This is a genomic window from Sphingopyxis sp. MC1 (assembly GCF_000371385.1).
In the GTDB taxonomy this organism is placed as follows: domain Bacteria; phylum Pseudomonadota; class Alphaproteobacteria; order Sphingomonadales; family Sphingomonadaceae; genus Sphingopyxis; species Sphingopyxis terrae.
In genome coordinates this window covers 1-18,856 of the sequence record NZ_AOUN01000005.1, presented here as the reverse complement: position 1 = coordinate 18,856, position 18,856 = coordinate 1, and the positions used below count along the sequence as shown (strand labels likewise).

The 18,856-nt window shown below is 64.2% G+C and carries 15 protein-coding genes and 1 tRNA gene; 10 read left to right on the top strand and 6 right to left on the bottom strand.

Features of this window, described 5'->3' with window-relative positions:
• Window positions 1-134: 134 nt before the first annotated feature.
• The 4 genes from EBMC1_RS08385 (at window position 135) to EBMC1_RS08370 (ending at window position 7,965) form a co-directional block, all read left to right on the top strand.
• Window positions 135-2,627 (top strand): glycoside hydrolase family 3 protein, encoded by a 2,493-nt coding sequence (locus EBMC1_RS08385; RefSeq protein WP_231292886.1) that lies wholly within the window; start codon window positions 135-137, stop codon window positions 2,625-2,627.
• A gap of 23 nt (window positions 2,628-2,650) precedes the next feature.
• Complete coding sequence (locus EBMC1_RS08380; RefSeq protein WP_040589944.1) at window positions 2,651-5,278, top strand: TonB-dependent receptor; 2,628 nt, start codon at window positions 2,651-2,653, stop codon at window positions 5,276-5,278.
• A 125-nt stretch (window positions 5,279-5,403) separates the two neighbouring features.
• Entirely contained in the window at window positions 5,404-6,600 is a 1,197-nt protein-coding gene (locus EBMC1_RS08375) for an MFS transporter (protein WP_003043546.1), read from the top strand.
• Window positions 6,601-6,645: 45 nt separating this feature from the next.
• Entirely contained in the window at window positions 6,646-7,965 is a 1,320-nt protein-coding gene (locus EBMC1_RS08370; RefSeq protein WP_003043544.1) for a sugar MFS transporter, read from the top strand.
• Here the strand turns inward: EBMC1_RS08370 and EBMC1_RS18970 are convergent.
• The 3 genes from EBMC1_RS18970 to EBMC1_RS08360 form a co-directional block, all read right to left on the bottom strand.
• Window positions 7,914-8,480: a phage integrase central domain-containing protein gene (locus EBMC1_RS18970; protein ID WP_442852382.1), complete on the bottom strand. Its 567-nt coding sequence runs from the start codon at window positions 8,478-8,480 to the stop codon at window positions 7,914-7,916. The two genes, EBMC1_RS08370 and EBMC1_RS18970, sit on opposite strands and share 52 nt — an antisense overlap.
• Window positions 8,481-8,547: 67 nt before the next feature.
• Entirely contained in the window at window positions 8,548-8,787 is a 240-nt protein-coding gene (locus tag EBMC1_RS18770; protein ID WP_231292885.1) for an Arm DNA-binding domain-containing protein, read from the bottom strand.
• A gap of 176 nt (window positions 8,788-8,963) precedes the next feature.
• Window positions 8,964-9,037: transfer RNA gene (locus tag EBMC1_RS08360), tRNA-Gly, on the bottom strand.
• A gap of 100 nt (window positions 9,038-9,137) precedes the next feature.
• Between EBMC1_RS08360 and dinB the strand changes: the two genes are divergently transcribed.
• Window positions 9,138-10,262 carry a DNA polymerase IV gene (dinB, locus tag EBMC1_RS08355; RefSeq protein WP_003043538.1) on the top strand — a complete coding sequence of 375 codons (1,125 nt, stop codon included), beginning with the start codon at window positions 9,138-9,140 and terminating at the stop codon, window positions 10,260-10,262.
• A gap of 37 nt (window positions 10,263-10,299) precedes the next feature.
• On the opposite strand, the gene EBMC1_RS08350 is transcribed toward dinB, so the two are convergent.
• The 3 genes from EBMC1_RS08350 to EBMC1_RS08340 form a co-directional block, all read right to left on the bottom strand.
• Complete coding sequence (locus tag EBMC1_RS08350) at window positions 10,300-11,895, bottom strand: peptide chain release factor 3 (protein WP_003043535.1); 1,596 nt, start codon at window positions 11,893-11,895, stop codon at window positions 10,300-10,302.
• Window positions 11,896-12,005: 110 nt separating this feature from the next.
• Complete coding sequence (locus EBMC1_RS08345; RefSeq protein ID WP_003043532.1) at window positions 12,006-12,353, bottom strand: GntR family transcriptional regulator; 348 nt, start codon at window positions 12,351-12,353, stop codon at window positions 12,006-12,008.
• Window positions 12,354-12,424: 71 nt separating this feature from the next.
• Entirely contained in the window at window positions 12,425-13,006 is a 582-nt protein-coding gene (locus EBMC1_RS08340; RefSeq protein ID WP_003043529.1) for a nitroreductase family protein, read from the bottom strand.
• Window positions 13,007-13,172: 166 nt separating this feature from the next.
• Here EBMC1_RS08340 and EBMC1_RS08335 point away from each other — a divergent pair, with 166 nt between their 5' ends.
• From EBMC1_RS08335 to EBMC1_RS08315, 5 genes are read left to right on the top strand one after another with little or no spacing between them, the layout of a single operon-like run.
• A complete protein-coding gene (locus tag EBMC1_RS08335; RefSeq protein ID WP_003043526.1) occupies window positions 13,173-14,819 on the top strand; it encodes a peptide MFS transporter in 1,647 nt (548 codons plus the stop codon).
• Between the two features lie 4 nt (window positions 14,820-14,823).
• The gene (locus EBMC1_RS08330; RefSeq protein WP_003043523.1) at window positions 14,824-16,236 is read left to right on the top strand and encodes an amidohydrolase; all 1,413 of its coding nucleotides are present in this window, start codon (window positions 14,824-14,826) and stop codon (window positions 16,234-16,236) included.
• The gene (locus EBMC1_RS08325; RefSeq protein WP_003043520.1) at window positions 16,233-17,534 is read left to right on the top strand and encodes an amidohydrolase family protein; all 1,302 of its coding nucleotides are present in this window, start codon (window positions 16,233-16,235) and stop codon (window positions 17,532-17,534) included. The genes EBMC1_RS08330 and EBMC1_RS08325 overlap by 4 nt, the downstream gene beginning before the upstream one ends.
• A gap of 45 nt (window positions 17,535-17,579) precedes the next feature.
• Window positions 17,580-18,281 (top strand): NnrU family protein, encoded by a 702-nt coding sequence (locus EBMC1_RS08320; protein ID WP_003043517.1) that lies wholly within the window; start codon window positions 17,580-17,582, stop codon window positions 18,279-18,281.
• A gap of 5 nt (window positions 18,282-18,286) precedes the next feature.
• On the top strand, window positions 18,287-18,823 hold the full coding sequence (locus EBMC1_RS08315; protein WP_003043514.1) for a DUF1003 domain-containing protein: 537 nt from the start codon (window positions 18,287-18,289) through the stop codon (window positions 18,821-18,823).
• Window positions 18,824-18,856 lie beyond the last annotated feature (33 nt).

The following is an 18,856-nucleotide window of genomic DNA, read 5'->3' as shown; positions in this document are numbered from 1 at the left end:
CCGATGCCATGCAATTTTACGGATCTTAGCGGCTGGCTTGACATCTGTCGATGTCTAACGGTAAACGTTGACTGAGATTCGGTAAACGTTGACATAAACGGGGAGAGGAAATGAACTTGCCGCGCGGCGCTGTCATGGCGCTTGGGTTCACGTCGCTTGCAGCGCTGACCATTCCCCATTCGGTTACGGTCGCGGCCGCCCAGGCGCCGGTTGCGGATTCCGTCTCCGCCGCTCGGGCCAATCCCGCCAACTGGCCTGCGCGGCCGGCGACGCTCGCTCTCGACCCCGCGGTCGAGCGCCGCATCGATGAACTGCTGGCGGCGATGTCGATTGAGCAGAAAGTGGGCCAGATCATTCAGGCGGATATCAGCAGTGTCACGCCCGATGACGTCTACCGCTATCATCTGGGATCGGTGCTGAACGGCGGCAATTCCGATCCCGGCGGCCGCTATAATGCGCCAGCGAAGGATTGGCTTGCAGCCGCCGACGCCTTTTACGCCGCTTCGATGAAACCGAATGGCAAGTTGCCTCGCATTCCGGTGATCTGGGGCAGCGATGCCGTTCATGGGCACAATAATGTCGTGGGCGCGACGCTTTTCCCGCACAATATTGGCCTCGGCGCCGCCCGCAATCCCGACCTCATCCGCCGCATTGGCGCTGCAACCGCAATCGAGATGCGGGTCACCGGTCTCGACTGGACCTTTGCGCCGACGCTCGCGGTTGTCCGCGACGATCGTTGGGGGCGTACCTATGAAGGCTTTGGGGAAGCTCCCGAGATCGCGACGAGCTACGCCGCGCCGCTGATCGAAGGACTACAGGGAAGGATCGGTGACAAGGACTGGCTCCGCGGCCCGCATATCATCGCGACCGCCAAACATTTCCTCGGCGACGGGGGAACGCATGGCGGCAAGGATCAGGGCGATGCCGAGATGCCCGAGGCGCAGCTGCGCGACCTCTTCAGTCCGCCCTACCTCCCCGCTCTCGATGCGGGCGTCCAGTCGGTGATGGTCAGCTTTTCGAGCTGGAACGGCGTCAAGATGCACGGCAACCGGTCGTTGCTCACCGGGGTGATGAAAGAACGCTGGAACTTCGACGGCTTCCTCGTCGGCGACTGGAACGGACATGGTCAGGTCGCGGGATGTACGGCGACCGATTGCGCGGCGGCGGCCGTTGCCGGGCTCGACATGTATATGGCGCCCGACAGCTGGAAGGATCTGTATCGCACTACGCTCGCGCACGCGCGCGACGGGACGCTCCCGATGGCCCGGCTCGACGACGCGGTTCGACGCATTCTTCGGGTCAAGTTACGCGCCGGCTTGTTCGAAGCGGGCAAGCCCTCGGACAGACCCTATGGCGGACGGTTCGAGCTGCTCGGGAGCAAGGAGCATCGGGCCTTGGCGCGCGAGGCGGTGCGCGAATCGCTCGTCCTTCTCAAGAACGCCAGCGGTCTGTTGCCGCTGAAGCCGGAGGCGACGATCCTTGTCGCGGGCGACGGCGCCGACAATCTTACCAAGCAGACCGGCGGCTGGACACTGAGCTGGCAAGGCACCGGAACGAAGCGCAGCGATTTTCCCAACGCCGAGTCGATCTGGGAAGGCATCGCGGCCGAGGTCAAGGCTGCCGGCGGGTCGGCAATGCTTTCGCCCGACGGACGCTATACGAAAAAGCCGGATGTCGCGATCGTGGTTTTCGGCGAAGATCCTTATGCGGAGTTCCAGGGCGACCGGCCCGACGTCGGCTATGACGACCCCAAGAGCCTCGCGCTGCTGCGTTCGCTGAAAGCCGATGGTGTGTCCACCGTGGCGGTGTTCCTCTCGGGGCGTGCGATGTGGGTCAACCCGTTCCTCAATGCCTCGGACGCCTTTGTTGCAGCTTGGCTGCCGGGTTCGGAGGGCGGCGGCGTGGCCGACATGCTGTTCGGCAAGGCCGAATTTCGCGGCAAGCTCCCCTACAGCTGGCCGAAGACGAGCGACCAGACCGCGGTCAATGTTGGCGATGCGGATTATGATCCGCTGTTTGCCTATGGCTTCGGTTTGACCTCAACCGACAACGGCGACCTTGCACCGCTGTCGGAAGCTCGCGCCAGCGACGCCGCCGTGGACCCCGGCGTTCTTTTCGCCGCCGGAAAGCCTGGTAGCGGGCGGCGCCTGTTGCTCGGAGCACCCGGGGCGCTTTCCACCACTCCCGGTCCACAGCTCATCGAAGCGCGCGGCGCCGACCGCGCCGCGCAGGAGGATTCGGTGCGCCTTCGCTGGACCGGCGCGGGGACAGCCGTCGCGGCGATCGTTCAGGATTCGCCGACGGATCTTTCGCGCCAGTCGAACGGCGATCTCGCGCTCGAGCTGGACGTCAGGGTCGATACGCCGCCGTCGGCCGAGGTGAGCCTCGTGATGGGCTGCGGAGCGCAATGTGCTGGCGGTTTTCCGCTTCGTGCAATGCTCAACGAGGCCGCGAAGACCCGGAAATGGACGCGGATTGCGATCCCGCTTCGCTGTTTCGAGAAGGCCGGCGTCGACATGGCGCGCGTCGAGACGCCGCTCAGCATCACAACCTCGGGAAAGCTTGATCTCATTCTGTCGTCGGCGCGGATCGTCTCGCCGTCAGGGCCGGTGCTGCAGTGCAAATAAAGAGTGATAAAAGGGAGGATGTCATGAACAGGGGTAAAATTTCAGGAGCAATGCTGCTGGCGCTGCTGTCAACGACGGCAGCGATGCCCGCCTACGGCCAGGCCGCGGGAGCAGAAGATCGGGCGAGCGGCGACAACGACGAAATCATCGTCACCACCAATCGGCGTGCCGAAGATTCGCAGGATGTCTCGGGCGTCGTCCAGGCGCTTGGCGCCGAACAGCTGCGGCAGGACGGCATTTCCGAACTGCGTCAGCTTCAGGTTGCCATCCCCGGATTGAGCATCGCCAACCAGGAAGGCAATGTCGAAATCTTCATCCGCGGTGTGGGGTCGGCGAACAACACCGAACTGGGTGACCCGGGCGCTGCGCCGCATCTCAACGGAACCTATATTCCGCGTCCGCGCGGGCTCGGGCTCATGTTTTACGATCTCGACCGGGTCGAGGTGAACAAGGGGCCGCAAGGCACGCTCTACGGCCGGAACGCACTCGCCGGCACGCTCAACATTATCACCGCAAAGCCGCGGCTTGGCGAGTTCAGCGGCTATGCGCAGGCCGAGATTGCCAATCGCTCGTCCTATGGCGCCGAGGGTGCGATCAACATTCCGCTTGGCGAGACTTTGGCGCTGCGCGCCGCGGGCTATTATATCAACCGTGATTATGGCTTCAAAAATGTCTCGACCGGCGCCGAAGCGCGCGATCTGAAGCCCGCTGGTCTTGAGGAAAATTATGCCGGGCGCCTTTCGCTTCTCTGGGAGCCCAGCGATCGCTTGAGCGTCTCGATCGTCGGCGACTATGGCAAGGAAACGGGAACCGGCTATCCGGGTGCCAATATCTTCAGCGCCGTCGTCGGCAGCGGCCTGCGCCCCGACAAGCTGAACCTCAAGCATGTCGTCTATCGCGGCCTTCAGGGCGATATGGAGAATGAGCTCTGGGGCATTCAGGGCAAGATCAACTACGATTTCGGAACCTTCGGCGCAGAGCTCACAGGCAGCTATCGTTCGGTCGACTTTTATCAGGTCAATGCCTCAAGCGACGGTATCGATTATCCAGGCCGCGATCTGTCGGCAGTCCAATATGACAATTATTCGGGCAATTTCTGGCAGACCCGTTCGAAAAGCCAGGTCTATGAAGCGCGCCTGTTCGCGAACGACGATCAACGCTTCCGCTGGAACCTTGGGGCCTTCTATTTCAAGGAAGATCAGGCGGTGGGCTATCTCGCGCTCGCCGATCGCGGCTTTTGCTGCTATTCGGCGACCGAGTTCGTAATGCCCGACGTCAAGGGCGAGAGCTATGCTTTCTACGTTGACGGAACCTATGACGTCGCGGACCGGCTCCGCTTCCTCGCCGGCATTCGCTATACCGACGAGCGCAAGTCGCGTTACGGCATTGGGGGCAACTGGGCCCTGACGCTCGGCGGTGAAAATTTCGACTGCTGCTTTGCCACGCGCATCGGCACCGAAGGTTTCCGGCCGGCGCTGCTGGACCGCCCCAATTTCGACGTCTCGAATATCACGACGCCCCAGGGCATGGCGCAATTCCTCATCGAAGGCGTCAAGACGCCGGGTTTGCGCGACACGCTGATTGCGCAGATCGGCGCGATCGCGGATGGCACCAATCCCAACGGGACCTGCATCGATCGCCCCGACATCGACAATGGCTTCGTCAATTGCCCGACGTTCAACCCGTCGGATCGCAATGGCGGCTTCAGCTACGCCAATTTCACCATTCCGGGGCAGCAGATCGGAAGCTCGAAATTTAATTATGTCGATTGGCGCGTCGGCATCGAATATGATCTGAGCGACGATAACATGCTCTATGCCAAGGTTTCCACCGGTCACAAATCGGGCGGCTTCAACGACAGCTTCGACGGATCGCCGATCCCCGAGACCTTCAGTCCCGAAAAGCTTCTCGTCTACGAGATCGGTAGCCGCAACAGCTTCGACATGTTCGGTCGGCGCGGCGTCTTCAACCTGACCGGCTTTTATTATGACTATACCAACCAGGTGTTTCAGGACCTGACTTGCATCAACCTCGATACAACCCAGCAGCCGCCGGTCTGCAACGGCTATTCGCTGGTCAACCGCAACATCGGTGCATCACGCATCTACGGGGCCGAGGCCGAGATGCGTCTGCGCTTCCCGGGTAATTTCGGTCTCGACATCAACGCGGCCTATCTCGACACAAAGATCACCCGCGGCATCGTCGCCGATGCCCGCGCGCAGGATTTCGGCGCCGGCGGCAACTCGCCGCTGATCAGCCTCGTCGGCAACCGGCTGCCGCTGGCCTCGAAGATGAATGTTAGCGCGCGGCTGTCGCAATGGTTCGACGCGGGGCCCGGCCGCCTCGATTGGCAGGCACTGCTCAACTATCGTTCATCCTATTATCTCAGCCAGTTCAACGAAGCCGACATCGTCTTCCTCGACGGAACGCGCCAGACGGCGTTCGCAGCGGGCTTTCCCGACCGCCAGCAGGGTTATGTCACGCTCAACCTCGGAATCGGTTATACGATCGACAATTTCCGCATCGAGGCCTGGGCGAGCAATTTCCTCAATGAGGAGGTGTCGCAAAAGGCGCTCGTGGGCTCGTCGCTCAACATCCGTTTCCTGAACGACGCGCGCACCTACGGTCTTCGCGTTCGCGTGAACTTCTGATCGCTGGCAAGGGCCGCCCCGCGCGTCGTCGGCGCGGGGCGACTATATTATGGTGCGAAGCATGGCTAGATGGATGAGGCGACCGGTTGCATCGCGCAAGCCGGCGCTTGGGCATGGGGGCAGGGGTGGCGAGCGAAACCCGAACGGCGGACGAGCGGCAGCCGCTCGCATTGCTGTTTCTCTACGCGCTTGCCTATGCCGGGGCCGTAATCGCCTATACTCCCTTTTTGATGCTGCTGCTCCCGATGCGGGTGGCCGAACTGGCGGGTGCGGCGGATATTCGCTGGCTGGGCTATATTTTGTTCGCCGGTGCCCTCGCGGCAAGCGTGTCGGCGATCGCGTCGGGCTGGCTCAGCGACCGGACGCGGAACCGGCGCGGCTGGATCGGAGCCGGACTCGCCCTGTCGGTCGCGCTCCAGCTTTCGATGGCGCATTTTACCAGCGTGGCAGCGCTGCTTTGGCTCGTTGTTGCCTGGCAGTTCGCGCTAAACCTCATGTTGACGCCGCTGATCGCATGGGCGGGCGACTTTGTCCCCGATCGGCAGAAGGGCCTTCTTGGCGGTCTGCTCGCGTTCGCTCCCGCGCTAGGTGCTTGGTCGTCGCTGCTCGTGGCCCGCGAGACCCCGGCGAGTTTCGCGGACAATTTGTGGCTTGTCTCCATGGTCGCCGTTGCCGCCATGCTGCCGCTCCTGGTCGCTGGCCGGCCACGACCGCTGTCGACCGATCCGGGATCGGTGGACATCGTTCAAGCGCCGCGGCGCAAATCGGCCGCAGCGATACGAATGTGGCTTGCGCGCCTCGCGATGCAGGTGCCTGGTGCGGCGCTCGCCTCTTATCTCTATTTCTGGCTCCGCGCGCTCGATCCGGCGATGACCAATCGCGAGAAGATGCTGCTCTTTGCCATCGGTCTGTCGCTGTCGATTGGCGCCGCGATGGCGCTCGGCCGCTGGTCGGACCGGCGCGATCGCCCCTTTGCCGTTCTGGCGTTGCTTGCGGCATGCACCGGCCTGCTGCTCGGCGCGATGGCGGCGGCGCCATCACCGGGGTTGGCCAAGCTCGCCTACCTGCTCTTCAGCGGCGCCAGCGCTGCCTTTCTTGCGCTCCACGCCAGTCAGACGCTGCGCGTGCTTCCCGACCCCGCGCGGCGCGCGACCGGGATCGGTTTGTTCAACCTGACAAACACCGCACCGTCCCTGATCATGCCCTGGATCGCGATCGCAATCGTTCCCGATTTCGGATTCGCGGGTCTTTTTTTGCTGCTGGCGATGCTGGCTTTCATCGCCGCGGCATTGCTTGCGGCGATGCCGCGGGGCGCCCATTGATGGGCGGTGCCGTGCTGATTTTCCGATTATCCCGAGGAGAGTGATATGGCGCTCGTGCCCCAAGATGCATCGACAATTGCCGACGATCCTGTCGGCGGCGCTCACCATGTCGACGCGCCTGAGCTGCGCCTGTTCGTCATGGGGCTCTTCTTCATTTTCGGCGGCATTACCTCTCTGAACGATGTGATCATCCCGAAGCTGAAGGAGCTGTTCACGCTCAACTACACACAGGCTATGCTGGTCCAGTTCTGCTTCTTCACCGCTTATCTGCTGATCGGCATTCCCGGTGCCAAGCTCGTCAAGAAGATCGGCTATATGCGCGGCGCGGTCGCGGGGCTGCTGACGATGATGGTGGGCTGTCTGCTGTTCATCCCGGCGTCGCAGAATGCGGTCTATGGGCTCTTTCTCTTCGCGCTGTTCATCCTCGCGAGCGGCGTCGTGATCGTGCAGGTCGTCGCCAACCCGCTGATCTCGCTGCTCGGCAAGCCCGATACCGCGCACAGCCGCCTGACCTTTGCGCAGGCGTTCAATTCGCTGGGCACGACGCTGTTCCCCATCGCGGGATCGGCACTGATCCTCGGCAGTCTCGCTTCGGTGACCGCCGATCAGCTGACGGGTGCCGAACTCGATGCTTATCGAACCGCCGAAAGCCAGGCGATCGTCCACGGCTATCTTGGCATAGCGGCGGCCCTCGCAATTGTCGCGGCCGCCGTATGGATGTTCCGCAACCGCCTCAAGGGTGAGCGCCACGAGGCCAGCGCCGGACTGGCGGGGATCGATCTGCTCAAGCGTCCGCGCTTCGGTTTCGGCGCCTTGTGCATCTTTCTTTATGTCGGGGCCGAGGTATCGATCGGGTCGCTGATCGTCAGCTATCTCATGCAGGGGCATGTCATGGCGCTGCCCGAACAGACCGCGGGCAAGCTGATCGGCTTCTATTGGGGCGGCGCAATGGTCGGCCGTTTCGTCGGTTCGGCGGTGATGCGCTTGATCAGCCCCGGCAAGCTGCTCGCCTGCGTTGCGGTCGGCGCCATCGCGCTGATCCTCGTTTCGACAAATACGATCGGTGTCGTCTCGGGCTACAGCCTGCTTGCGATCGGACTGATGAACGCCATCATGTTCCCGACCATCTTCAGCCTGGCATCCGAAAAACTCGGCTCCCGCGCCGCCGACGGGTCAGGAATCATCAACGTGGCAATCTTCGGCGGCGCCGTCGTTCCGCTCGCCACCGGTGCGCTCGCCGATCTGACCGGCAGCCTCGGCCTCGCGTTGCTTCTGCCCGCGCTCTGCTACGCCGTCATCGCATGCTTCGGATATTATGCGCGGCAACCCGCCGATAATCCGCCGCAACTGGCGGCCAGCGAATAATCTCGATCGAGGACGTGAGTAGCGATCTTTTTGGCTGAGCTCGGCTGCCGGATTACCGCTGTAAATCTCTCTCGGCGAGGTTGGATGAGGACGGCGGGATCGCGTCGCTGCTGAGGAGGTCTTCGAATAATGTCGCAATGAGGGCGACTTGCGAATGCACGCCCGCTTTCGCGTAAATGCGCGCGAGCTGGGCTCGCGCCGTAATGCGTAACGGTCGGCGAAGTCAGCGCGCCGCGTAGGTCACGCGTCGGGTCGGAAGTCAGCCACGCCGTTGCGATGGCATAGCGAAAGACGAGACTCGCCAATTGCAGGGTGCGGCGGTCGCTTTCCAACTTGCCCCGCGCTTCGATCTTGCGGACCGCCGCCAGCACGTCGGCGGGTTCGATCTCGCCGATCGGCAATCGCCCGATCGAAGCGTTGAGCCGAGTCAGCAGGGATTCGGTGCGAACAACGGTCGACTGTGCCCAACCCTTCTCGCCATCGCGCTGCCGCTTGGCACAATATTCCGCAGCGATGGCTGCGAAGGTGTTGTCGACCGACAGCTTCGCCCCGATCTTCTTTCGCTGCTTTTCGCGCGCCGGATCAGCGCCCAGCGCAATTTGCGCACGGGACGCATCGCGTCCGCTTGCGGGCCTCGCTCAGACTGACGTCGGGATACCGCCCCAGCGATAGCTTGTGCTCCTTGCCGTCGATTGGGAATTTCAACCGCCTGAGCTTTCCGCCCGCTGGCGTCACGAGCACAAAAAGCCCCCCAGAATCCGCCAGCTTGTAGTCGCGCTCAGCAGGCTTCGCGTTGCGGATCGCCGTATCAGTGAGGGTCATATTGGGGGCCATTTTATTCGATGGCGGGCCCGAAACCCAAAAGGCCCCCAAAAGAGGCCCCCAGATTTTCCTGCTGCCAGCGTTTAATCGCGAACGTCCGCGACCAATTCAGACGTCAAATACGGCAGATTTCCGGGGAAAGTCCAGAAATTGGCGGTCAGCGATGTATGGGAAATTGGAGCGGGTAGCGGGAATCGAACCCGCCTAGCTAGCTTGGAAGGCTAGAGCATTACCACTATGCTATACCCGCTTCGCCAAGGTGCGCGCGATTGCCAGTTTGGGGCGGGGTCGTCAAGCGGAACACGCAGCGACGATTGAGAACATCGTGGCAACATGCTAGGAATCGGCGTGTGAGCGAGACCGGCGACAGCGAAGCGGACGGCGGCGAGGCGCCGGTTCGCAAAATCATCCATGTCGACATGGACGCCTTTTACGCCTCGGTCGAGCAGCGCGACGATCCGGCGTTGCGCGGCAAACCCGTCGCGGTTGGCGGGTCTTCACGGCGCGGGGTGGTCGCCGCCGCATCCTATGAAGCGCGCAAATTCGGCGTCCGGTCGGCGATGCCGAGCATCACCGCGAAGCGCCAGTGTCCCGAGCTGATTTTCGTGCCGCCGCGGTTCGACGCCTATCGCGCGATATCGCATCAGATCCGCGCAATCTTTCACGACTACGCCGACGAGGTCGAGCCGCTGTCGCTCGACGAAGCCTATCTCGACGTGACGCGCGACAAGGCGGGGCTGGGCAGTGCGACGGCAACCGCGCGGCTGATCCGGCAACGCATCCGCGCCGAAACCGACCTGACCGCTTCCGCGGGCGTGTCGTACAACAAGTTCATCGCCAAGCTGGCGTCTGATCAGAACAAGCCCGACGGGATGACGGTGATTCCGCCGGGGAAAGGCGCGGCGTTCGTCCAGACGCTGTCGATCCGGCGGTTCCATGGCATCGGCCCCGTGACCGCCGCGAAGATGGAAGGGCTCGGCATCTTTTCGGGCGCCGATCTGGCGGCGCAGGACCGCGCGTGGCTGGCGGGGCATTTCGGCAACAGCGCCGAATGGCTCTATAATCTGGCGCGCGGGGTGGACCATCGCCGCGTCCGGTCGAACCGTCCGCTCAAGTCGCTCGGCGGCGAACGGACCTTTTTCAACGACCTGGTCAGCGACACCGAAATTCGCGAGGCGCTCGCCCATGTCTGCACCGTGGTATGGGACCGGGCGGCGAAGAAGGGCGCGCGCGGGCGGACGGTGACGCTGAAGCTGCGCTATGCCGACTTCCGCACGATCACGCGCGCGAAGTCGGTGGCGGCGCCGATCGCCGACGGGGCGGCGCTGCTCGCGGCGGGGGAGGCGATCCTCGCCCCCTTGCTGCCGGTCGAGCAGGGGATCCGGCTGCTCGGCGTGACGCTGAGCAAGTTCGAGGGCGAAGAAGAGGAGAGCGACACGGCCGCTGCGCCCGCAGATTTGCTGAGCCTGCTCTGATATATAGGTCGCCCCAGCTTTCGCGGGGGCGGCGAGATTATTGGGCCGGTGCGAACACCCGTTCCTTGGTCGCGGTGAAGCGGATCGCCGGGTTGCGCTGCGTCACATAGCCGACTTCCCACGCATCCTTGGCCATGAAGACCGGCGCGCCGTCACGGTCGGTGGCGGCGGCGCCGCGATTGTCGGCCTGGAACTGCTTGAGCGCGGCGGCGTCATCGCTGGCGATCCAGCGCGCGGTATCCCACGGGCTGGCCTCGAGCTTTGCCTCGACCTTATATTCGGCCTCGAGCCGGCTGATCAGCACGTCGAGCTGGAGCTGACCGACGACGCCCACGATCATGTTGGCGCCAATCTCAGGATAGAAGACCTGGATGATCCCTTCTTCGGCCATGTCGTCGAGCGCCTTGCGGAGCTGTTTGGTCTTGGTCGGATCGACGAGCGCCACGCGGCGCAGGATTTCGGGGGCGAAGTTCGGCAGGCCGGTGATCATCACGTCGCTGCGTTCGGAGAGGGTGTCGCCGACGCGCAGCGTCCCGTGGTTGGGGATGCCGATGATGTCGCCGGGCCAGGCGTCTTCGGCCATTTCGCGGTCCTGCGCGAGGAAGAGCATCGGGCGGCTGATCGCGATCGCCTTGCCTGTGCCGCCCTGCGTCAGCCGCATCCCGCGTTCGAACTTGCCCGAACACAGGCGCATGAAGGCGATGCGGTCGCGGTGCGCGGGGTTCATATTCGCTTGCACCTTGAAGACGAAGCCGGTGACGGCATCGTCGTCGGGCCGTACCGGCGCGGGTTCGGCAGGCTGCGGCTGCGGCCCCGGCGCATGCGCCGCGAGCCCGGCGAGCAGATCGACGACGCCGAATTCCTTGAGCGCGGAGCCGAAATAGACGGGGGTGAGGTCGCCGTTCCGATAGGCGTCGACGTCGAAGGACGCATAGCCCGCGGAGGCGAGCTCGATTTCTTCGTTGAACTGATCGAGCGCACGCGAATCGACCGCCGCCGCGAGCTTCGGATCGTCATGGCCGGTGAGCGCGATCCGTTCGCCCTCGAACGCCCGCGAGGCTTCCTTGCCGGGGACCGCGAGCGACGGTTCGACCAGATCATAGAGGCCCGAGAAGGTGCCACCCATCCCGACCGGCCAGTTCATGGGACAGACGTCGAGCGCCAGCCGGTCGGCGACCTCGTCGAGCAGTTCGAAGGGCGACTGGCCTTCGCGATCGACCTTGTTGATGAAGGTGATGATCGGCACCGAGCGCAGGCGGCACACCTCGAACAGCTTGAGCGTCTGCGGTTCGATCCCCTTGGCGGCGTCGATCACCATCACCGCGCTGTCAACCGCGGTGAGCGTGCGATAGGTGTCCTCGCTGAAATCCTCGTGTCCCGGCGTGTCGAGCAGGTTGAAGACAAGGCCCTGATGTTCGAAGGTCATCACCGACGAGGTCACCGAAATGCCGCGCTGTTGTTCGATCTTCATCCAGTCGGAGCGGGCGCGCCGCGCCTGTCCGCGTGCCTTGACCTCGCCCGCCATATGGATGGCGCCGCCCGCAACGAGCAGCTTTTCGGTCAGCGTCGTCTTGCCCGCGTCGGGGTGCGAGATGATGGCGAAGGTGCGGCGGTCGGGGTGGTTCTGGGACATGGCGCCGGGCGCCTAGCAGGTGGCGGCGTCAGTGGAAAGGGCTGACGCAGCATCGTGTCTTCGCGCAGCGGCGGCGCAGTGGCCCCGCTCGTCGCGTTCGGGAATGACGATCAGGCGTCGGTGAGGTCGAGCAGCGTCCGCGCGTCGAGGCCGATGCGGCGCATCTGCTCGGCGACCGGCGGCCAGACGTTGGTCAGGAAATCTTCGCGCATCAGCGTGCGCAGGCGATCGGTCGCACCCTCGGCCACGAACATGCCGACCCCGCGCTTCACCGTGACCAGACCTTCGTCCTGAAAGGTCTGATAGGCTTTGGCGACGGTGAGCGGGTTGGCGCCTTCCTCGGCAGCGAGCGACCGGACCGACGGGAGCATGTCGCCGTCGCGAAAGGTGCCGTCGAGAATCGCATTGGCGATCACGTCACGAAGCCGTTGATAAACGGGTTTGGTCTGATCGAGCATGCCGCCTTAATGCCATAAGACAGCAGCACAGTCAATTGAAGAAAATTAGTTTCTACTGATATTAGGCGACACTAAATGTCCCAAGCACTGACGATTTCGTCATAATATGGACGCGGGCGTTCCGACAGGTCGGCGCCGGGGGTGCCGATAAAGAAATAGCCGACGATCGCGTCGCCTTCGCGCAGCCCGAACGCGGCGCCGACGTTCGGGCTGAACGCCGCCCAGCCGGTGAGCCAGCTGCCGACATAGCCGTGGGCGTGCGCGGCGTGGAGCAGGTTCATGCCGACTGCTCCCGCCGACATCTGCTGTTCCCACAGCGGGATCTTGCTGCCCGCGACGGGCGCCGAGACGAGGAGCAGCAGCGTCGGCGCCTGATGCGCAAACTGGTCGAGCGCAGAGAGATCCATGCCGGCCGCGCCAGGATTTTCGGCCACCCATGCCTGCTTGAGCAGCGCGGCAAAGGCATCGCGCTGTTCGGGCGCGATCGTGATGATGCGCCAGGGGGCGAGCTTGCCATGATCGGGCGTGCGCAGCGCGAGTTCGATAATCGCGCGCAATTCGTCCGCGTCGGGCCCGGGGGCGACCATGTCGCGAGCTTTGCCCGAGCGGCGCGTGGCGAGGTGGCTTTTCAGCGAAGAGGTGTCGTTGAACATCGCGCGCCATGTGGCGTCTCGCCCGCATCCGCGCAACCCCGCCGCGCCGGGCGCTTTGGTTTCATGCGCAATTAGATTCTTCCCATACGCAATTTTCGCGCTAGGTTGCCCCATTCGCGCGGCAGAAGTCCGCGGCAAAACCATCCGGGAAAAGGGACGCATATAGATGAAAGATATGGCCTTATGGGACGAGGGGGACTGGATCGCGGTTATCGCGCTGGTCATCCTGGGGGTCTTTTTGAGCATCGGCGCTTTGGTCGCCGCCAGCAAGAAACCTGAATTCGCCGGCCATCCCAAGGGCCTCTACATGCTGTTCTTTGCCGAGATGTGGGAGCGCTTTTCCTACTACGGCATGCGCGCGCTGCTGATCTTCTACCTGACGCAGCACTGGCTGTTTTCGGACGGCAAATCGAACCTGATCTACGGCGCCTACACCGCGCTCGTCTATATCACCCCCGTACTCGGCGGCTATCTCGCCGACCGTTATCTGGGGCAGCGCAAGGCGGTGCTGTTCGGCGGCGTGCTCCTCGCCTTCGGCCATTTGTTCATGGCGTTCGAGGGCGATCACGGCATCACCGATGCCGCGACGAAGCAGGCCGATCCCGCGATCAACATCTTCTGGCTCGCGCTCGCGCTCATCATCGTCGGCTCGGGCTTCCTCAAGGCCAATATCTCGGTGATGGTCGGCCAGCTCTATCGCCTGACCGACATGCGCCGCGACGCGGCCTACACCATCTTCTACATGGGCATTAACGTCGGCGCGGCGCTCGGCACGATCCTCGTCGGCTATCTCGGCCAGAAGATCGGCTGGGCCTATGGCTTCGGCCTTGCCGGCATCGGCATGGTCGCCGGCCTGATCGTCTTCGTGCTCGGCAAGAATGTCCTGCTCGGCGCCGGCGAGGCGCCCGCACCGCTCGCGAAATCCAAGGAGTGGAGCATCTATGGCGTCGGCCTTGTCGCCGTCGGCGTGATGTGGGCGCTCGTCCAGTATCAGGATGTGATCCAGACGTTGCTCGTCATTTCGGGCCTCGGTCTGCTCGGCTGGGTGCTGTTCCAGGCCTTCAAGCTCGAGAAGGAACCGCGCGAACGCATTTTCGCCATTCTGTTCCTGATCGCGCTCAACCCGCTGTTCTGGGGTCTGTTCGAACAGGCCGGCGGCAGCTTCAACCTCTACACCGACCGCTATGTCGACAAGGGCGGCGTTCCTGCGTCGGTGTTCCAGTCGATCAACCCCATCTACATCATCCTCTTCGCGCCGGTCTTTGCGGCGCTGTGGCAGTGGCTGGGCAAGCGCGGGCTCGAACCCTCGGCGCCGGCGAAGTTCGCGCTGGCGCTCGCGCAGGTCGGGGCGGGCTTCCTCGTCTTCGTGTGGGGCGCGAGCAGCGTCGGACCCGAAGTCGCGACGCCCGTCCTCTTCGTCTTCCTGCTCTATCTTCTCCACACGACCGGCGAGCTGTGCCTGTCGCCGGTGGGGCTGAGCGCGATGAATCGCCTCGCACCGTCGTTCATGGCGTCGCTCATTATGGGCGCCTGGTTCTACATGACCGCGGTCGGCAATTTCGTCGCCGGCAAGATCGGGGAAGCGACCGGCGGCGAAAGCGGCGACATGACCAAGGAGGCGACGCTCGCCATCTATCAGGAAATCGGCCTCATCACGATCGGCGTCAGCGTCGTCGTGCTGGCGCTGTCGCCTATCGTGAAGAAGTGGATGCACCTCGACACGCTGCGCGACCGCGACGACAGCGTTGCCGGAGCTGGCGAACTTGCCGAACCGCAAGCGGCGGGGACGCATCCCGAACCGAAGGGGGCATAAGCATATGATCAGGGGCGTGAAGGGCAGTCTGCTGGCTGCCGTTTCGCTGGCGTTCGCGGGTTGCGCGGCGTCGGGCACCTCGGCGCAGTCGGCGGGCGACAAGCCCGCCGCGAGCGCCGAAAAGCCGGTGAAGTTCAACAAGGATCCTTATCCGTCGACCTATCACGCCTATGCAGGCCGCCCGACGGCGGTACGCGGCGTGACGATCTTCGACGGCGAAGGCGGACGCATCGACAATGGCGTCGCGCTGTTTGCCGACGGCAAGGTGGTGAGCATCGGCGGCCCCGATACGGCGATCCCCGCGGGCTATGACGTCGTCGACGGCACCGGCAAATATCTCACCCCCGGCGTGATCGACATCCACAGCCACCTCGGCGTCTATCCGAGCCCGTCGGTCGATGCGCATTCGGACGGGAACGAGGCGACCAGCCCGACGACGCCCGAAGTCTGGGCCGAGCATAGCGTCTGGCCGCAGGATCCGGGCTTCAGCCGCGCGCTCGCCAATGGCGGGGTGACGAGCCTCCAGATTCTGCCGGGCAGCGCCAATCTGATCGGCGGCCGCTCGGTCGTGCTCAAAAATGTTCCGGCGCGCACGGTGCAGGGGATGAAATTCCCCGGTGCCCCCTATGGCATGAAGATGGCGTGCGGCGAGAATCCGAAGCGCGTCTATGGCAGCAAGGGGCGCATGCCCTCGACCCGCATGGGCAATTTCGCGGTCGATCGCGCGACCTGGGCCAAGGCCGCAGCCTATAAGAAGAAGCTCGACGAAGGGAAGCCGGTCGATCGCGATCTGGCGATGGAAACGCTCGCCGGCGTACTGTCAGGCGAAATCCTGGTGCAGAACCATTGCTACCGCGCCGACGAAATGGCGCAGGTCATCGATATGAGCCACGAGTTCGGATATAAGGTGTCGGCCTTCCACCATGCGGTCGAAGCCTACAAGATCGCCGACGTGCTGGCGAAGGAAGGCATTTGCGCCGCCATCTGGGCCGACTGGTGGGGCTTCAAGATGGAAGCCTATGACTCGGTGCCTGAAAATATTGCGCTTGTTTACAAGGCTGGCGCCTGCACGATCGTTCATTCGGACGACGAAAACCAGATCCAGCGCCTGAACCAGGAAGCGGCGAAGGGGCTTGCCGCCGGGCGGCGCATGGGGATGCAGATCAGCGACGAGCAGGCGTGGACCTGGCTGTCGTACAATCCCGCCAAGGCGCTGGGCATCGCCGACAAGACCGGCAGTCTGAAGCCGGGCAAGATGGCCGACGTCGTGCTGTGGAACGGCAACCCGTTCAGCGTCTATACGCGGCCCGAAAAGGTCTGGATCGACGGCGCGCTGATGTTTGACGCGACCGATCCCAAGCGGCGACCGGTGAGCGACTTCGAGCTGGGGCAGCCCGGCGAGGGAGATGTGAAATGATGCGCGCACTTCTGCTTTCCGCCGCCGCGCTGATCGCGGCCCCGGTCGCGGCACAGGATGTTGCGATCACCAACGCGCGGCTCGTCATCGGCGACGGCAGCGCCCCGATCGAGGGCGGCACCGTCGTCGTGCGCGGCGGCAAGATTGTCGCCGCGGGCGCGGGCGTCGCGGTCCCCGCAGGGATCGAGCGCGTCGACGCCGGCGGCCATTGGGTGACGCCCGGCATCGTCGCGGCGTTCAGCCGTGTCGGACTGGTCGAGGTCGATGCCGTGCAGGGCAGCAACGACCGCTCGGCGCGTCGTTCGCGCTTTTCGGCGGGTATCGACATCGCGCCCGCGCTCAACCCGATGGGCTCACCCGTCGCGGTCAACCGCGCCGCCGGCGTCACCCGCGCGATCGTCGCGCCGGGCGACAGCAGCGGGCTGTTCGCGGGCCAGGGTGCGGTCGTCGATCTGGGCGACGACAATGACATGGTGACGCGCCCGCGCGCGCTGCAATTCATCGAATTCGGTGAAGGCGGATCGTCGAACGCCGGGGGGAGCCGCGCGGCGACCTTTCTGATGTTCCGCGAACAATTGCTCGCGGCGCGCAGCTATGCCCGCAATCCCGCGACGCTTGCCGAATGGGGCAGCGACGCGCTGATCCAGCGCGCCGACGCCGACGCACTGGTGCGCGTGATCAACGGCACGACCCCGCTTTTCGTGCGCGTCGATCGCGCCGCCGACATATTGAACGTGCTGAAGCTCAAGGGCGAATTTCCGGCGCTGAAGCTGGTGCTCGTCGGCGCGACCGAGGGCTGGCTCGTCGCCCGGGACATCGCAGCGGCGAAGGTGCCGGTGCTGGTCTCGCCGTTGAGTGATCTGCCCGCAAGTTTCGAACGGCTGGGCGCGACGCAATCGAACGCCGGGCGGCTCGAAGCCGCGGGCGTCGATGTTTCGGTCGGCGTGTTCGACGACGATGATGCGCACAAGATGGGTTATACCACGCAATATGCCGGCAATCTGGTCGCGCTGACCAAGCTGCCGGGCGCCAGCGGGCTGAGCTGGGATCAAGCGTTCGCCGCGATCACCAGCGCCCCCGCGCGCGCCGTCGGCATGGACGGAACGATCGGATCGCTGCGCGCCGGGCGCGTCGGCGACGTCGTGATCTGGGACAATGATCCGCTCGAACTCGGCAGCCGGCCGACCGCGGTGTGGATCGACGGCAAGCGCCAATCGCTCGTGACGCGACAAGACCGCTTGCGCGATCGCTATGCGACGCCGCAAGAAGGTGCATTGCCCAAGGCCTATGACCGGTAAGCGCCAGAGAGGCTGAGCGCGCCGAGAGATGAAGGAGGCGAGCCGATGAACCCCATGTCGCTGTTGATCGCAACCGCGGTGCTATTCGTCGGCTCGCACCTCCTCCTGTCGCACCCGCTGCGCGACGGGCTGGCCAGTCGGCTCGGCGAGCGGGGGTTCCAGATCGTCTATTCGATCGTCGCCTTCGCTACGTTCATTCCGCTCGTCCAGGCGTGGCGCGCGATGCCGCCCGAACCGCCGCTGTGGACGGTCGACGATCCATTGTGGGCGCTGGCGACGCTGATCGTGCTCTTTGCGAGCATCCTGTTCATGGGGTCATTGATCGGCAATCCGGCGCTGCCGTCGCCCAAGGCGGCGTTCGCCGCCCAGGGGGCGCCGCGCGGGGTCTTCGCGATTACCCGTCATCCGATGATGTGGGGCTTTGCGCTATGGGCATTCGCCCACGCGCTCGTCATGCCGACCGGCGCGCAGTTGCTGCTGTCGGCGACGATCGCCTTCCTCGCGCTCGTCGGATCGGCGGGGCAGGACGCGAAGAAGGCGCGGTTGATGGGCGATGCGTGGCGCCACTGGGCGGCGCGGACGAGCTTCTTACCGTTCGGGCGGCAGGTTGCGGGGGCGGCGCCGTGGGGCGATGCGATCCCGCGCGGCCATGCGCTGTTCGGCGGCATCCTGCTGTGGCTCGCAGCGACCTGGGGGCATGGCGCGTTCGGCTATATGGCCGCGGGCATCTGGCGCTGGATCGGCTGACCGTCATGAATGACGAAGCCCGGATCGCGGACATGGCGCTGCGCCTGCTCGGGCGCGCGTTCAACGAACTCGACGAACAGGAACAGCGCGTCATCTGCGCCATCGCCGAACGCGCACCGACCAGCCGCAACGCGGGCGAGATCGACGATGAGGAAGCGAGCTTCGGTGACCGGCTGGCCGACCGGGTGGCGGCGGTCGGCGGTTCGTGGGGTTTCATCATCGCCTTCGGCGTCGTGCTCGTCGCGTGGATGCTGCTCAATTCGAGCGTCCTCGCGCGTGCGGGGCTCGTCTTCGATCCCTATCCCTATATCTTCCTCAACCTGATGCTCTCGATGCTCGCGGCGATCCAGGCGCCGGTGATCATGATGAGCCAGAATCGGCAGGCGGCGAAGGACCGGCTGTCGGCCCGGCTCGACTATGAAATCAACTTGCGCGCCGAACTGGAAATCATGCGCCTGCACGAAAAGATCGACCGCATGCGCATCGCCGACCTGGTCGAGAAGGTCGAAGATTTGAGCGAACGGCTCGATCGGAACGGGTAGGGGACGGCGGCTTTGGGGTGTATTCTGTTGAAG

Coding starts and splice junctions, on each gene's coding strand:
- EBMC1_RS08385 (WP_231292886.1), top strand. CDS start 135: ATGGCGCTTGGGTTCACGTCGCTTGCAGCGCTGACCATTCCCCATTCG.
- EBMC1_RS08380 (WP_040589944.1), top strand. CDS start 2,651: ATGAACAGGGGTAAAATTTCAGGAGCAATGCTGCTGGCGCTGCTGTCA.
- EBMC1_RS08370 (WP_003043544.1), top strand. CDS start 6,646: ATGGCGCTCGTGCCCCAAGATGCATCGACAATTGCCGACGATCCTGTC.
- EBMC1_RS18770 (WP_231292885.1), bottom strand. CDS start 8,787: ATGACCCTCACTGATACGGCGATCCGCAACGCGAAGCCTGCTGAGCGC.
- EBMC1_RS08350 (WP_003043535.1), bottom strand. CDS start 11,895: ATGTCCCAGAACCACCCCGACCGCCGCACCTTCGCCATCATCTCGCAC.
- EBMC1_RS08345 (WP_003043532.1), bottom strand. CDS start 12,353: ATGCTCGATCAGACCAAACCCGTTTATCAACGGCTTCGTGACGTGATC.
- EBMC1_RS08340 (WP_003043529.1), bottom strand. CDS start 13,006: ATGTTCAACGACACCTCTTCGCTGAAAAGCCACCTCGCCACGCGCCGC.
- EBMC1_RS08335 (WP_003043526.1), top strand. CDS start 13,173: ATGAAAGATATGGCCTTATGGGACGAGGGGGACTGGATCGCGGTTATC.
- EBMC1_RS08330 (WP_003043523.1), top strand. CDS start 14,824: ATGATCAGGGGCGTGAAGGGCAGTCTGCTGGCTGCCGTTTCGCTGGCG.
- EBMC1_RS08325 (WP_003043520.1), top strand. CDS start 16,233: ATGATGCGCGCACTTCTGCTTTCCGCCGCCGCGCTGATCGCGGCCCCG.
- EBMC1_RS08320 (WP_003043517.1), top strand. CDS start 17,580: ATGAACCCCATGTCGCTGTTGATCGCAACCGCGGTGCTATTCGTCGGC.
- EBMC1_RS08315 (WP_003043514.1), top strand. CDS start 18,287: ATGAATGACGAAGCCCGGATCGCGGACATGGCGCTGCGCCTGCTCGGG.